Annotated in this window: 10 protein-coding genes; 6 read left to right on the top strand and 4 right to left on the bottom strand. The window is 70.9% G+C overall.

Annotated features, from left to right (window positions below; translation table 11 throughout):
- Positions 1–6: 6 nt before the first annotated feature.
- Genes KF708C_RS02240 through KF708C_RS02230 form a run of 3 tightly spaced genes read left to right on the top strand, consistent with a single transcriptional unit; the run spans position 7 to position 8,159 of the window.
- Positions 7–3,186, top strand: a complete 3,180-nt coding sequence (locus KF708C_RS02240; RefSeq protein WP_059410739.1) for an MdtB/MuxB family multidrug efflux RND transporter permease subunit — start codon at positions 7–9, stop codon at positions 3,184–3,186.
- A complete protein-coding gene (locus tag KF708C_RS02235; protein WP_020206559.1) occupies positions 3,183–6,485 on the top strand; it encodes an efflux RND transporter permease subunit in 3,303 nt (1,100 codons plus the stop codon). Before KF708C_RS02240 ends, KF708C_RS02235 begins: the two co-directional genes overlap by 4 nt.
- Entirely contained in the window at positions 6,486–8,159 is a 1,674-nt protein-coding gene (locus KF708C_RS02230; RefSeq protein WP_082079412.1) for an efflux transporter outer membrane subunit, read from the top strand.
- Positions 8,160–8,186: 27 nt separating this feature from the next.
- Here the strand turns inward: KF708C_RS02230 and KF708C_RS02225 are convergent, their stop codons facing one another.
- Together KF708C_RS02225 and KF708C_RS02220 are read right to left on the bottom strand one after the other, a co-directional pair.
- Positions 8,187–9,617: a sensor histidine kinase gene (locus KF708C_RS02225; RefSeq protein WP_059410618.1), complete on the bottom strand. Its 1,431-nt coding sequence runs from the start codon at positions 9,615–9,617 to the stop codon at positions 8,187–8,189.
- Positions 9,610–10,302, bottom strand: a complete 693-nt coding sequence (locus KF708C_RS02220) for a response regulator (protein WP_020206556.1) — start codon at positions 10,300–10,302, stop codon at positions 9,610–9,612. The genes KF708C_RS02225 and KF708C_RS02220 overlap by 8 nt, the downstream gene beginning before the upstream one ends.
- Before the next feature lie 277 nt (positions 10,303–10,579).
- Between KF708C_RS02220 and KF708C_RS02215 the strand changes: the two genes are divergently transcribed.
- Positions 10,580–11,575, top strand: a complete 996-nt coding sequence (locus tag KF708C_RS02215) for a Bug family tripartite tricarboxylate transporter substrate binding protein (RefSeq protein ID WP_059410617.1) — start codon at positions 10,580–10,582, stop codon at positions 11,573–11,575.
- On the opposite strand, the gene KF708C_RS02210 is transcribed toward KF708C_RS02215, so the two are convergent.
- Complete coding sequence (locus KF708C_RS02210; protein ID WP_029044364.1) at positions 11,572–12,474, bottom strand: LysR family transcriptional regulator; 903 nt, start codon at positions 12,472–12,474, stop codon at positions 11,572–11,574. The genes KF708C_RS02215 and KF708C_RS02210 overlap by 4 nt on opposite strands.
- Before the next feature lie 122 nt (positions 12,475–12,596).
- Here KF708C_RS02210 and KF708C_RS02205 point away from each other — a divergent pair, with 122 nt between their 5' ends.
- Positions 12,597–13,058, top strand: coding sequence for a PACE efflux transporter (locus KF708C_RS02205; protein WP_059410616.1), 462 nt, complete (start codon positions 12,597–12,599; stop codon positions 13,056–13,058).
- A gap of 75 nt (positions 13,059–13,133) precedes the next feature.
- Here KF708C_RS02205 and KF708C_RS02200 read toward each other — a convergent pair whose 3' ends face one another.
- Positions 13,134–13,343 carry a hypothetical protein gene (locus tag KF708C_RS02200; protein ID WP_020424007.1) on the bottom strand — a complete coding sequence of 70 codons (210 nt, stop codon included), beginning with the start codon at positions 13,341–13,343 and terminating at the stop codon, positions 13,134–13,136.
- A 221-nt stretch (positions 13,344–13,564) separates the two neighbouring features.
- Here KF708C_RS02200 and dacB point away from each other — a divergent pair, with 221 nt between their 5' ends.
- A complete protein-coding gene (gene dacB, locus KF708C_RS02195) occupies positions 13,565–15,121 on the top strand; it encodes a D-alanyl-D-alanine carboxypeptidase/D-alanyl-D-alanine endopeptidase (RefSeq protein WP_059410615.1) in 1,557 nt (518 codons plus the stop codon).
- Positions 15,122–15,277 lie beyond the last annotated feature (156 nt).

Raw genomic sequence — 15,277 nt, 5'->3', positions numbered from 1 at the left:
CGATACATGAACCCGTCACGCCTCTTCATCGAGCGGCCGGTCGCCACCGCGCTGCTGATGCTCGCCATCCTGCTGTCCGGGCTGGTGGCTTTCCGCCTGCTGCCGCTGTCCGCGCTGCCCGAGGTCGACTACCCGACCATCCAGGTCACCACGCTCTACCCCGGCGCCAGCCCCGACGTGATGACCTCGTCGATCACCGCGCCGCTGGAGCGCCAGTTCGGCCAGATGCCGGGGCTCAAGCAGATGTCGTCCTCGTCGTCGGGCGGCGCCTCGGTGATCACGCTGCAGTTCGAGCTGACGCTGTCGCTCGACATCGCCGAGCAGCAGGTGCAGGCGGCCATCAACGCCGGCAGCAACCTGCTGCCGGCCGACCTGCCGATGCCGCCGGTCTACAGCAAGGTCAACCCGGCCGACGCGCCCATCCTGAGCCTGGGCATCACCTCCGACACCCTGCCGCTGCCCAAGCTGCAGGACATGGTCGACACGCGCGTGGCGCAGAAGATCTCGCAGATCCAGGGCGTGGGCCTGGTCACGCTCAGCGGCGGGCAGCGCCCGGCCGTGCGCGTGCAGGCCAACCCCACCGCGCTGGCCTCGCTCGGCATGTCGATCGACGACCTGCGCACCGCCATCGGCAACGCCAACGTCAACGGCTCCAAGGGCAGCTTCGACGGCCCGGCGCGCGCCTCGACCATCGACGCCAACGACCAGCTCAAGTCGGCCGACGAGTACAAGCAGATCATCATCGGCTACCAGAACGGCGCGCCGATCCGCATCACCGACGTCGCCAACATCGTCGACGGCGCGGAAAATTCGCGGCTGGCGGCCTGGTCCAACGACAAGCCGGCCATCATCATGAACATCCAGCGCCAGCCCGGCGCCAACGTGATCGAGGTGGTGGACCGCATCAAGACGCTGCTGCCGCAGCTGGAGACCGCGCTGCCGGCCGCCGTGCACGTGCAGTTGCTGACCGACCGCACCACCACCATCCGCGCCTCGGTGCGCGACGTGGAGTTCGAGCTGCTGCTGGCCGTGGCGCTGGTGGTGATGGTGATCTTCGTGTTCCTGCGCAACGTGCCGGCCACCATCATCCCGGGCGTGGCGGTGCCGCTGTCGCTGGTGGGCACCTTCGGCGTGATGTACCTGGCCGGCTTCTCGATCAACAACCTAACGCTGATGGCGCTGACCATCGCCACCGGCTTCGTGGTGGACGACGCGATCGTGATGATCGAGAACATCATGCGCTACATCGAGGACGGCGAGAGCCCGATGGCGGCGGCGCTCAAGGGCTCGAAGCAGATCGGCTTCACCATCATCTCGCTGACCTTCTCGCTGGTGGCGGTGCTGATCCCGCTGCTGTTCATGGGCGACGTGGTGGGCCGGCTGTTCCGCGAGTTCGCCATCACGCTGGCGGTGTCGATCCTGATCTCCGCGGTGGTCTCGCTCACGCTCACCCCGATGATGTGCGCGCGCCTGCTGCACCACGTGCCGGAAGAAAAGCTGTCGCGCTTCCACCGCGCCACCGGCCGCTTCTTCGATGACGTGATCGCGCGCTACGGCCGCGCGCTGGACTGGGTGCTCGACCGCCAGAAAAGCACGCTGCTGGTGGCGGTGGGCACGCTGGTGCTGACCGTGCTGCTCTACCTGCTGGTGCCCAAGGGCTTCTTCCCGGTGCAGGACACCGGCGTGATCCAGGCCATCACCGAGGCCTCGCAGAGCACCTCGTTCCCGGCCATGCAGCTCAAGCAGGAGGCGGTGGCCAAGGTGGTGATGCAGGACCCGGCGGTGGAAAGCCTGTCGTCGTTCATCGGCGTGGACGGCACCAACACCACGCTCAACGCCGGGCGCATGCTGATCAACCTCAAGCCCAAGGACCAGCGCAGCGAGACCATCGAGGAGGTCACGCACCGCCTGCAGGCCTCGGTCGAGAAGCTCGGCGGCATCGCCATGTACATGCAGCCGGTGCAGGACCTGACCATCGAGGACCGCGTGGCGCGCACGCAGTACCAGTTCACGGTGCAGGACCCGGACCCGGCCACGCTGGCCACCTGGGTGCCGCGCCTGGTCGAGCGGCTCAAGCAGGAGCCGGAGATGCGCGACGTCGCCAGCGACCTGCAGAACAACGGCCTGCGCGCCTACGTGGAGATCGACCGCGACTCGGCCGCGCGCTTCGGCATCACCACCGCGGTGATCGACAGCGCGCTGTACAGCGCCTACGGCCAGCGCCTGGTATCGACCATCTTCACGCAGTCGAACCAGTACCGCGTGGTGCTGGAGGCCATGCCCAACTTCCGCACCGGCCCGCAGTCGCTGGCCGAGCTGCGCCTGCCCTCCTCGTCCGGCGGCCAGGTGCCGCTGGGCGCGGTGGCGCGCATCTCCGAGCGCACCGGCCCGCTGGTGATCAACCACGAGGGCCAGTTCCCGGCCTCGACGATCTCCTTCAACCTGGCGCCGGGCGCGTCGCTGGGCGCGGCGGTCGACAAGATCACCAAGGTGGAGCAGGAGATCGGCCTGCCGATCTCGATGCAGACCGAGTTCCAGGGCGCCGCGCTGGCGTTCCGCGCCTCGCTGTCGAACACGCTGTGGCTGATCCTGGCCGCGGTGGTGACCATGTACATCGTGCTCGGCGTGCTGTACGAGAGCACCATCCACCCGGTCACCATCCTGTCCACGCTGCCCTCGGCCGGCGTGGGCGCGCTGCTGGCGCTGCTGGTGTCGGGGCAGGACCTCGGCATCATCGCCATCATCGGCATCATCCTGCTGATCGGCATCGTCAAGAAGAACGCCATCATGATGATCGACTTCGCGCTCGAGGCCGAGCGCGAGGGCGGCATGAAGCCGCGCGACGCCATCCACCAGGCCTGCCTGCTGCGCTTCCGCCCGATCCTGATGACGACGATGGCCGCGCTGCTGGCGGCGCTGCCGCTGATGCTGGGCACCGGCATCGGCTCCGAGCTGCGCCGCCCGTTGGGCATCACGATGGTGGGCGGCCTGCTGGTCAGCCAGGTGCTGACGCTGTTCACCACGCCGGTGATCTACCTCGCCTTCGACCGCATCGCCGCGCGCCTGGCGGCTTGGCGGCGCAGGCACATCGGCGATCCGCACGATCCGCACGACCCGGGCAAGCCCGATGACGAAGGCGACGGCGGCTGGGGCGGCGGCAAGCCGGCACCCGCGGAGCCGCGATGAACCTGTCCGCCCTCTTCATCCACCGGCCGGTCGCCACCGCGCTGCTCACGCTCGGCATCCTGCTGGCCGGCGTCGCGGCGCTGCGCACGCTGCCGGTGTCGCCGCTGCCGCAGGTGGACTTCCCCACCATCTCGGTATCGGCCTCGCTGCCGGGCGCCAGCCCCGAGACGATGGCCGCCACCGTGGCCACGCCGCTGGAGCGCGCGCTCGGCGCCATCGCCGGCGTCACCGAGATCACCTCCAGCAGCTCGCTGGGCTCGACCCGCGTGACCATGCAGTTCGACCTGTCGCGCGACATCGACGGCGCCGCGCGCGACGTGCAGGCGGCCATCAACGCCGCGCGCGGCACGCTGCCCACCAGCCTGCCCAACAACCCGACCTACCGCAAGGTCAACCCGGCCGACGCGCCGATCATGATCATCGGCCTGACCTCGCCGACCATGACGCGCGGCCAGCTCTACGACGCGGCCTCCACCATCCTCGCGCAGAAGCTGTCGCAGGTCGAGGGCGTGGGGCAGGTCACCATCGGCGGCGCCTCGTTGCCGGCGGTGCGCGTGGAGCTCAACCCGACCGCGCTCAACAAGTACGGCATCGCGCTCGAGGACGTGCGCAACACCATCAGCGCCACCAACGCCAACCGGCCGCTGGGCTCGGTCGAAAGCGCGGCCAAGAACTGGCAGGTGTACGCCAACGACCAGGCCCGCACGGCGGCGGAATACATGCCGCTGATCATCCGCTACGCCACGCCCGGCACGTTCTCGTCGACCTCGGCCGGCGCGCTGATCGCCAGCACCGCCAACGCCACCGCGGGCGGCGGCGTCAGCACCAAGACCGTCAACGGCGTCACCGTCACCACCATCACCACCAGCAGCGGCACCACCACCATCAGCACGGGCGCGACCGGCGGCAACGCCGGCGGCGCGGGCCCGAACTCGTTCGCGGTGCCGGTGCGGCTGTCCGACGTGGCCAACGTGGTCGATTCGGTCGAGGACATCCGCAACGCCGGCTCGGCCAACGGCAAGCCCTCGGTGCTGCTGGTGCTCAACCGCTCGCCCGGCGCCAACATCATCGAGACCGTGGACCGCGTCACCGAGATGCTGCCGCAGCTGCAGAAGATGATCCCGGCGGCGATCTCGATGGACGTGATGATGGACCGCACGCCCACCATCCGCGCCTCGCTGCGCGAGGTCGAGTACACGCTGATGATCTCGGTGGCGCTGGTGATCATGGTGGTGTTCCTATTCCTGCGCAACGTGCGCGCCACGCTGATCCCGAGCGTGGCGGTGCCGGTCTCGCTGGTCGGCACCTTCACGGTGATGTACCTGGCGGGCTTCTCGCTGAACAACCTGTCGCTGATGGCGCTGACCATCGCCACCGGCTTCGTGGTGGACGACGCCATCGTGGTGCTGGAGAACATCTCGCGCCACATCGAGGAAGGCATGACGCCGATGGCCGCCGCGCTCAAGGGCACGCGCGAGGTCGGCTTCACGGTGCTGTCGATGAGCCTGTCGCTGATCGCGGTGTTCATCCCGCTGCTGATGATGGGCGGCATCGTCGGGCGGCTGTTCCAGGAGTTCGCCGTCACGCTGTCGGTGGCCATCATGGTGTCGCTGGTGGTGTCGCTGACCACCACGCCGATGATGTGCTCACGCCTGCTCAAGCCGATGCCCCCCGAGCAGGCGCAGGGACGCTTCTTCCGCGCCAGCGAGCGCGTGTTCCAGTGGCTGCACGACGGCTACGCGCGCTCGCTGGCGGTGGCGCTGCGCCACAGCCGGCTGGTCTGGCTGGTGCTGCTGTGCACGGTCGGGCTCAACGTGTGGCTCTACGTGATCGTGCCCAAGGGCTTCTTCCCGCAGCAGGACACCGGGCGGCTGATCGGCTTCATCCGCGCCGACCAGGCCACCTCGTTCCAGGCCATGCGCGTCAAGCTCGACAACTTCACCCGCATCGTGCAGTCGGACCCGGCCGTGGTCAACGTGACCGGCTTCACCGGCGGCTCGCAGCGCAATACCGGGCAGATGTTCGTCACGCTCAAGCCGCTGAGCCAGCGCGACGAATCGGCCGACCAGATCATCGCGCGGCTGCGCGGCAAGCTGGCCAAGGAGCCCGGCGCCAGCCTGTTCCTGCAGTCGGTGCAGGACATCCGCATCGGCGGGCGGCAGAGCAGCTCGCAATACCAGTTCACGCTGCAGTCCGACGATCTCGAGGTGCTGCGCGAATGGGAGCCCAAGGTGCGCGCCGCGCTCTCCAACGTCAAGGGGCTCGAGGACATCGACACCGACACCAACGACAAGGGCCTGCAGACCTCGGTCATCATCGACCGCGACACCGCCTACAAGCTCGGCATCACCGCGCAGCAGATCGACGCCGTGCTCAACGACGCCTTCGGCCAGCGCCAGGTGGCGACCATCTACAACCCGCTCAACCAGTACCGCGTGGTGATGGAGCTGAGCCAGGAATACCTGCAGGGGCCGAACGCGCTCAAGGACATCTACGTGGTCGCCGGCAACGGCCACCGCGTGCCGCTGTCGGCCTTCGCGCGCGTGACGCCGACCAGCACGCCGCTGGGCGTGAACCACCAGGGCCAGTTCGCCGCGTCCACCATCTCGTTCAACCTCGCCGACGGCTTCTCGCTGTCGCAGGCGACCGCGGCGATCCAGGACGCGATGGCGCGCATCGGCGCGCCGGAGACGCTGCGCGCGAGCTTCCAGGGCAGCGCGCGCGCGTTCCAGGACTCGCTCAAGAGCCAGCCGCTGCTGATCCTGGCCGCGCTGATCACGATCTACATCGTGCTGGGCATGCTGTACGAGAGCTACGTGCACCCGCTCACCATTCTCTCGACGCTGCCCTCGGCCGGCGTGGGCGCGCTGCTGGCGCTGCTGGGCACGCACACCGACTTCACCATCATCGCGCTGATCGGCGTGATCCTGCTGATCGGCATCGTCAAGAAGAACGCCATCATGATGATCGACTTCGCCATCGACGCCGAGCGGCGCGAGGGCCTGGCGCCGCAGGACGCGATCTACCGCGCCTGCCTGCTGCGCTTCCGCCCCATCATGATGACCACGATGGCGGCGCTGCTCGGCGCCATCCCGCTGGCGATCGGCCACGGCGACGGCGCCGAGCTGCGCGCGCCGCTGGGCATCTCCATCGTGGGCGGGCTGGTGGTCAGCCAGTTGCTGACGCTCTACACGACGCCGGTGGTGTACCTGACCCTGGACCGCTGGCGCCTCAAGGTGAAGGCGTGGCGCAGCCGCCGCGCCGCGCTCGCCACGGGCCGCCCCGGCCTCGAATCCTGAATGCGACCCATGAACGCCATTTTCCGCTCCTCTTCCGTGCCCGCCCCGCTGGCCCTGGCCTGCGCCCTGCTGCTGGGCGGCTGCGCCGTCGGCCCCGACTACCAGCGCCCGGACGCGCCGGCCGCGCCCGCCTTCAAGGAAGCCCCCGCCGACAGCGCGCAGTGGGGCGAATGGAAGCCGGCCGAGCCGCAGGACGCCAGCGCGCGCGGCCGCTGGTGGGCCATCTTCGGCGATGCCGACCTCGACGCGCTGATGTCGCAGGTGCAGATCTCCAACCAGAACATCAAGGCGGCCGAGGCCCAGTACCGGCAGGCGCAGGCGCTGCTGCAGTCGGCGCGCGCGGGCTACTACCCGACCGTGGGCGCGTCCGCCTCGGCCGGCCGCTCCAGCTCCGGCACCACCACCACCGGCGCCGCGCGCATCGCCAACAGCCAGGGCGCCTCGCTGACGGCGAGCTGGGAGCCCGACCTGTGGGGCAAGGTGCGCCGCCAGGTGGAAAGCAGCGAGGCCAGCGCGCAGGCCAGCGAGGCCACGCTGGCCTCCACGCTGCTGTCGACCCAGGCCACGCTGGCGCAGACCTACTTCCTGCTGCGCATCACCGACCAGCAGCGCGCGCTGCTCGAGCGCACCGTGGCCGACTACACGCGCTCGCTGCAGCTGGTGCGCAACCAGTACGCGGTCGGCACCGCGCAGCGCTCCGACGTGCTGCAGTCGGAAACCCAGCTCAAGAGCGCCCAGGCCCAGCAGATCGACATCCAGATCACGCGCGCGCAGTACGAGCACGCCATCGCCATCCTGATCGGCCAGGCGCCGGCCTCGTTCTCGGTCGCGGCGCACGACTTCGCCTCGCGCGTGCCGCGCGTGCCGGCGGCGCTGCCGTCCGCGCTGCTCGAGCGCCGCCCCGACATCGCCGCCGCCGAGCGCCAGATGGCGGCCTCCAACGCCCAGATCGGCGTGGCGCAGGCGGCGTTCTATCCCACGCTGTCGCTGTCGGCCTCGGGCGGGCTGTCCGCGGCCACGCTGGCGCGCTGGCTGGCGCTGCCCGACCGCGTGTGGTCGATCGGCCCGGCGCTGGCCGGCACGCTGTTCGACGGCGGCCTGCGCAGCGCGGCCAAGGCGCAGGCGGTGGCCGCCTACGACCAGTCGGTGGCCGAGTACCGGCAGACCGTGCTGGCCGCCTTCCAGGAGATCGAGGACAACCTCGCCGCGGCGCGCCTGCTGGAGCAGGAAGCCGTGGTGCAGGACGACGCGCTGCGCTCCGCGCGCGAGGCGCTGGCGCTGGTCAACAACCGCTACCGCGCCGGCACCGCCGCGCTGCTCGACGTGCTGACCGCGCAGACCACCGCCTACCAGGCCGAGGTCACGGCGCTGTCGATCTACGGCCGCCAGTTCACTGCCAGCGTGGTGCTGATGCGCGCGCTGGGCGGCGGCTGGCATGTGGAGGGCGGCGACGTGGCGCGCGGCGGCCAGCCCGGCGCGGCGGCGCCGGCAGCGCCCGCAATGAACGCGGCCGAAGCGACGCCGGCCGCCGTGCCCGCGTGGACGCCGCTGTCGGCGCCGGCCGCCGCGAACCTCGCGCGCGCGCCGGCAGCGCCGGCGCCGGCGGGCGGCAGGACGGGCACGCCGGTGCAGGCTATCGCCGAGGAAACGCCGGGCAGCACGCGCGCGCGCTGACCGGCGCCGGTCCGCGCCCGGCCGCGCTCAGGCGGCCGCGAAGCTGACCCGCACCAGCAGCCCGCGGCCTGCGGCGCCGGACAGCAGCGCCAGCGTGGCGCCGTGCGCGCCGGCGATGTCGCGCGCGATGGTCAGGCCCAGCCCGCTGCCGCCCGGCCCCGCGCCCTTGCCGCGGTAGAACGGCTCCAGCACGGCGGCGCGCTCGTCCGGCGCGATGCCGGGGCCGTCGTCCTCCACCTCCAGCAGGCAGGCCGCGCCGTCGCGGCGCGCGCGCACGGTCACGCGGCCGCCGCGCGGCGTGTAGCGCAGCGCGTTGTCGACCAGGTTCACCACCAGCTCGCGCAGCAGCTCGGTGCCCGCCACGCGCGCCGCGCCGTCCGCCTCCACTTCTGCTTCGAGCCCCAGGTCGATGCCGCGCGCGCGGGCGTCGGGCATCAGCTCCACGCACACCTCGCGCGCCAGCGCGTCCAGCGCCAGCGGCCGCGCCGGCGCGGTGCCGCCATGCGCGGCGCGCGCCGTGGACAGCAGGCGCTCGGCCAGCGCGGCCATGCGCGCGGTGCTGTCGGCCAGCTCGCGCGCGATGCGGCGCTGCTCGGCCGGATCGTGCTCGCGCGCGGCCAGCTGCGCCTGCGTGTGCAGCACCGCCAGCGGCGTGCGCAACTGGTGCGCGGCGTCGGCGATGAAGCGCCGCTGCGCCGCCAGCACCTGCTCCAGCCGCGCCATGTAGCCGTTCATCGCCGCCACCAGCGGCGCGGCCTCGCGCGGCGCGCTGTCCAGCGCGAGCGGCGTGGTGGCGCCGGGCTGGCGCCGCGCCACCTCGTCGCGCAGCGCGTCCAGCGGCGCCAGCGCGCGCCGCGTGAACAGCCAGATCACCAGCACCACGGCCAGCACCAGCACGGCCTGCCCCCACAGCACGTCGAACAGGATGTTGCGCGTGAGCGCCTGGCGCGAATCGAGCGTCTCGCCCACCTCGATCAGCGCCATGCCGCCGCGCGTGCCGCTGGCATCCATGACCGGCTGGCGCAGCGCGGCGATGCGGATCGGCCGGCCGCGGTAGGTGCGGTCGTAGAAGCTCACCAGCGCCGGATAGAGACGGGTGCGCGGCTGGCTGGCGTCGAACGGCGGCAGGTCGTCGTAGCCGGAGACGAACTCGCCATGCACGCCGCTCACGCGGTAGAACATGGTGGCGTTCATGCCGACCTCGAAGGTGTCCAGCGAGATGTAGGGCGCGTCCACGCGCACGCCGTCGGGCGTGAGCGTGATGCGCTCGGAGATGTTGCGCGCCGACGCCAGCAAGGTGCGGTCGTAGGCCATGTCGGCCGAGGCCAGCGCGTTCGAGTAGGCCACCACGCCGTAGGCCGCCTGCAGCGCCAGCATCGGCGGGATCAGCCACCACAGCAGGCGCGCGCGCAGGCTGGCGGGCCGCTGCCGGCCGGCCGGCGTGCCCGGCTCAGCCACCGGCCGGCTCCAGCATGTAGCCCAGCCCGCGCAGCGTCACGATGGCCGCGCCCGAGCCTTCGAGCTTGCGGCGCAGCCGGTGCACGTAGACTTCGATCACGTCGGGCTGGGCCTCGTCGGCCAGCGTGAAGATGTTGGCGTAGATGCGCTCCTTGCTGACCGCCCTGCCGGGCGGCGTCATCAGGATCTCCAGCACCGCGTGCTCGCGCGGCGTCAGCGCCAGCGGCACGCCGCCCACCTGGAAATGCCGCGCCACGGTGTCGAAGCCGAGGCCGCCGCACAGCACCAGCGGCGCCTCGGTCTGCCGCGCGCGCCGCAGCAGCGCCTTGACGCGCGCCTCGAACTCGGCGAGGTCGAAGGGCTTGGCCATGTAGTCGTCGGCGCCCAGGTCGAGGCCGCGCACGCGGTCGCCCACCTCGCCGCGCGCGGTCAGGATCATCACCGGCACGCGGTAGCCGCGCTTGCGCAGATGCGCCAGCAGTTCCAGGCCGTCGCGGTCCGGCAGGGTCAGGTCCAGCAGCACCAGCGCGTAGTCGCCGCCGGCCGCGCCGGCGTGCGTGCTGAACAGCAGCGATTCGGCGCTGGCCGCGTCGGCCGCGCGCTCCACCGTGAAATGCATGGCGCGCAGCGCCTGCGTCACCCAGGTGGCCAGTTCGTCGTGGTCCTCGACCAGCAGCACTCTCATCCGCGCTTCTCCTCCTGCTTTTTTTGCTTTTTCCTGTCACCGGGCGATGCGTCCCGAGATACGTCATGCCGTGCGACGATTTGCTCCCCTCTCCCCGCCCCTCTCGCCGTGAGGGGAAAGGGAGCGGAAAACGTCGTCGTCTTGACCGGCGCTGGCGCGTCTTGCCGGGCTTCCCGCGCCCCCGGGGCGCGCCATGATGCCGTATTCTCGCATCCCGCGTTTGCCGTTATGCTGTTGCCGCCTTCCGCCGCCGCGGCGGCATTTCCTGGGAGAACCGATGGGCCAAGTCCCCGCCGCCGCGCATGTTGTGCGTATTGTGCGTATTGCCTGCGCCGCGCTGGCCGCGTCCTGCGCGCTGCCGGCCGTGGCCGCGCCCGAGTGCATCGTGCCCGCCAAGCCGGGCGGCGGCTTCGACCTGACCTGCAAGCTGGCGCAGCGCGCGCTGCAGGAGGCCGGCATGGCCGAGCCGATGCGCCTCGCCTACCTGCCCGGCGGCATCGGCGCGGTGGCCTACAACACCGTGGTGGCGCAGCGCCCGGCCGAGCCCGACACGCTGGTCGCCTTTTCCAGCGGCTCGCTGCTGGCGCTGGCCGAAGGCAAGTTCGGCAAGTATGGCGCGGCGGACGTGCGCTGGGTCGGCGCGCTGGCCGCCGACTACGGCATGATCGCGGTGCGCGCCGACTCGCCCTACCAGACCCTGAAAGACCTCGTGGCCGCGCTCGCGGCCGATCCCGACCGGGTGCTGTTCGGCGCCGGCGGCACCATCGGCAACCAGGACTGGATGAAGGCCGCGCTGGTGGCGCGCCAGGCCCGCGTGGGCTACAAGCGCATGCGCTTCGTCGGCTTCGAGGGCGGCGGCGAGGCCTTCACCGCGCTGCGGGCCGGCGACGTGCAGGCGGTCTCGGGCGACGCCTCGGAGGCGGCCATGCAACTGGCCACCGGCAACATCCGCATCCTCGCGGTGCTGGCCGAACAGCGCCTGCCGGGCCGGCTGGCCGGCGTGCCGACCGCGCGCGAGCAGGGCTACGACATCACCTGGCCCGTGGTGCGCGGTTTCTACATGGGCCCCAGGGTCGCGCAGGCCGACTACCAGCGCTGGGCGGCGCGCTTCGAGCGCCTGCAGGCCAGCCCGGACTTCGCCCGCCTGCGCGCCGCGCAGGGCCTCTACCCGGTAGGCCCTGCCGCGATGAATGCCGCCGCGCTCGACGCCTACGTCCGGCAGACGGTGCAGCGCTACGCCGCGCTGGCCAGGGAATTCGGCCTGGCCCGCTAGCCTTCGCCGCCGGGGCGCGGCAGCGGCTGCTTGCTGACGCGCTCCTTGAGCCAGGCGGCGGCCTTGCCGAGCGGGCGCTGCTTGTGCCACACCAGCTCCATCGCCACCGGCCAGTCCTGGTCGTCGAACTCCAGCACCGGCGACACCAGTTGCGCCGCCGCCGGCGAATTGGCCGCCACGTGCCACGGCACGAAGGCCCAGCCCAGACGCCGCTTGACCAGCTCCACGATCACCCACTGGCTCTCCACCCACCACACCTCGGCCGCCACGCGCAGGCGTTTTTTCTCCTCGCTGTCGCTGCTGCGCACCGCCACCATCAACTGGCGGTAGCGCTTGAGCTCCTCCCAGCCGACGCGCTGGTCGGCCAGCGGATGGTCCGGCGCGCAGATGATCCGCATCGGCACCCAGCCCAGCGCGCGAAAGCCCAGCTCCGGCGGCAGCACCTCCTGGCGCCACATCAGGCCGAGGTCGGCGCTGCCTTCCAGCACCAGCCGGCTGACGTCCTCCATCAGCGGGAACAGCAGTTCCAGCTCCACCGCCGGGAAGCGCGCGGAGAACTCCTCGAGCATCACGCCCAGCGTCTCCTCCGGGTAGAGCTCGTCGACCGCCAGCACGAGGCGGCTCTCGACGCCCTCGCCCAGGCTCTTGGCCACGCCGCGGAAATGCTCGCAGCGTTCCAGGATCACGCGCGCCTCGGCCAGCAGGCGCTCGCCGGCGGCGGTCAGCGCGGGGTAGCGCCCGGCGCGGTCGAACAGCTGGTTGCCGAGGTCGATCTCCAGGTTGGACACGGCGGTGCTGACCACCGACTGCGCCTTGCCGAGCCGGCGCGCGGCGGCGGAGAACGAGCCGCATTCGGCGGCGGCGGCGAAGGCCTGCAATTGTTCGAGGGAAAGGCTCATGGGCGCTCCGGCCGGCAGCGCGAATGCAGCCGGCATCTATCTGATAAATCGATGGATACCAACTTTACCACTGGCGGATTCTCGATAGAATGGCCGCTGTGTTTCACCAGACAGGAAAGATCATGCGCACCACGAAGGACCGGATCCGCCACACCATCGGCTTCGAGGTCATCGGCCTGTGCCTCTTCGCGCCGCTAGGCAGCCTCGTGTTCGGTTTCGCGCTGCACCAGATGGGCATCCTCGCGGTGGTCGCCTCGGTCATCGCGGCCGGCTGGAACTACCTCTACAACCTGCTGTTCGACAAGGCCATGCTGCGGCTCACCGGGCAACTGCGCAAGCCGGTGGCGGTGCGCGTATTGCACGCGCTGCTGTTCGAAGGCGGCCTGCTGGTGGTGTTCCTGCCGATGGTGTCGTGGTACCTCGGCATGAGCCTGCTCGACGCCTTCCTCATGGACATCGCGGTGGCGGCCTTCTACGTGGTCTATGCCTTCTTCTACAACTGGGCATACGACGCGGCGTTCCCGCCCGGCAAGGCCGCCGCGGATCCGAAGCCGGCGGCGCTGCCGGAGCCGTGCGGCCGGTAGGCGCGGCGACGGCGCAATAAAAAACGGATGCCGCGGCATCCGTTCTTGTTCGCGCGCCGCGCCGGCGCGCCACGCTCAGCGCCGCTCCGGCGTGGCCACGTTGCCCACCACGCCGCCCAGCGCCGCGCCGCCGATGGTCGCGGCCGGGCCGCCGATCAGGGCCGCGCCGGCCACGCCGCCGACGCCGGCGCCGATCGCGGTGTTGCGCTGCTTGGGCGTCATGTCGGCACAGCCCGCCGCGGTCAGCAGGGTGGCCAGCACGAGAGTCAGGGTCACGGTACGCATGATGGGGCTCCTTGTCGGATTGCCGCGCCGGGCGCAAACCCGGGCACGATGCATACAGACAGTATGGCGGCTGGAAAGGCACTTCGCGAGCGGGCGGAGGCCGAACCTGCTGTCAGCGGATTCCCACAAACGCGGCCCTGGCAAGCGCGCCGATGCCGATCGCCAACACCGGCCGAAATCTGAAAGCGGCGTCATCCGTGGCGCCGTGTCCGTGCGTTAACATGGGCACCATGCCGAAACGCCGCCCCCCCTTTGCCCGCCGCCTGCCGCTTCTCTGCGCCGCGGCGCTGCTGTTCCTCAACGGCCTGCCGGCCGCCGATGCCAGACCCGCCGCCAAGGCGGTCCGCGCCAGCACCCACGCCGCGAAGCACGAGGCCGCCGAAAGCGCGCCGGCCGCGCCGCGCTCGGGCCTCCCGGCCGGCGTGACCGCCGCGCTCAGGCACGCCCACATCCCGCTGGCCGCCACCAGCTTCTACGTCATCAAGGTCGGCGCGCCGGCGCCGCGCGCGAGCTGGAACGCGCAGGCGCCGATGAACCCGGCGTCGACCATGAAGCTGGTGACCACCTTCGCCGGCCTGCAGCTGCTCGGGCCGGCCTACCGCTGGCAGACCTCGCTCTACGCCGACGGCCAGCCCGGCCCGGACGGCACCATCAACGGCAACGTCTACCTGCGCGGCCAGGGCGACCCCAAGCTGGTGCCGGAGGAAATGGCCAAGCTGGTGGCCAGCGCGCGCAGCGCCGGCGCCGCCACCATCAACGGCGACCTGGTGCTGGACCGCAGCTTCTTCGACACCGCCATCGACAACGGCAGCACCATCGACGGCGAGACCCAGCGCGCCTACAACGTCAGCCCCGACGCGCTGCTGTACGCCTTCAAGACGCTCTCGTTCACGCTCACGCCGGACCCCGCCAGCGAGACCGTGGCGGTCTCGGTCACGCCGGCGCTGGCCCAGCTCAAGCTCGACAACCGCCTGGCGCTGTCGCGCGGCAAATGCGGCGACTGGCGCGCGCGCGCCAACCCGCTGATCACGCCGCAGCCGGACGGCACCGTGCTGGCCTCCTTCGACGGCAGCTACGCGGCCGACTGCGGCGAGCACGTGGTCAACATCGCCGCGCTCTCGCACAATGAATTCGCCTGGGGCGGCTTCGTCGCCGAATGGCAGGCCGCGGGCGGCCACTTCACGCACCTGCCCGCGCTGCGCATGGGCCGCGCGCCGCGCGGCGCCTTCCTGCTGGCGCGCCACTACGGCCAGCCGCTGTCGGAAATCGTGCGCGACATCAACAAGTATTCGAACAACGTGATGGCGCGCCAGCTCTACCTCACCATCGGCGCCGAAGTGGACCGCGGCGGCCCCGCCAGCACGGCACGCTCGGCCAAGGTGGTGCAGCGCTGGCTGAGCCGCCAGGGCCTGGACATGCCGGACCTCGTGCTGGACAACGGCTCGGGCCTGTCGCGCGAGGAGCGCATCAGCGCCTACGACATGTCGCGCCTGCTGCAGCAGGCGCTGGCCAGCGACGTGGGACCGGTGCTGATCGACTCGCTGCCGATCCTCGGCGTGGACGGCACGCTGCGCAACCGCCTCACGCGCGCGGGCGCCGCCGGCAATGCCTACATGAAGACAGGCACGCTGTCGGACGTGCGGGCGCTGGCGGGATATGTGGATGCGCTCAACGGCGAGCGATATGTGGTGGTCAGCTATATCAATCATGCGAATGCTTCGGCTGGGCAGCAGGCGCATGATGCTTTGTTGCAGTGGGTTTATCAGGGGGCGCCCTGAGGTTCGATTTTTTAACGTCAAGATCAAAGTCAACGGCTGAACGTCAACGGCTGAACGTCAAAGTCAACTGCTGAACGTCAAAGTCAAAGGCTTTCGCTCCCCCGGAGCGACCTACTTTCTTTTCCCCGAAAAGAAAGTAGGCAAAGAAAGCGGGCT

Origin of the sequence: Cupriavidus basilensis (assembly GCF_000876015.1) — a bacterium.
GTDB lineage: Bacteria > Pseudomonadota > Gammaproteobacteria > Burkholderiales > Burkholderiaceae > Cupriavidus > Cupriavidus basilensis_B.
The sequence above is the reverse complement of the archived record's forward strand: the minus strand, read 5'-3'. Positions and strand labels throughout refer to the sequence as shown.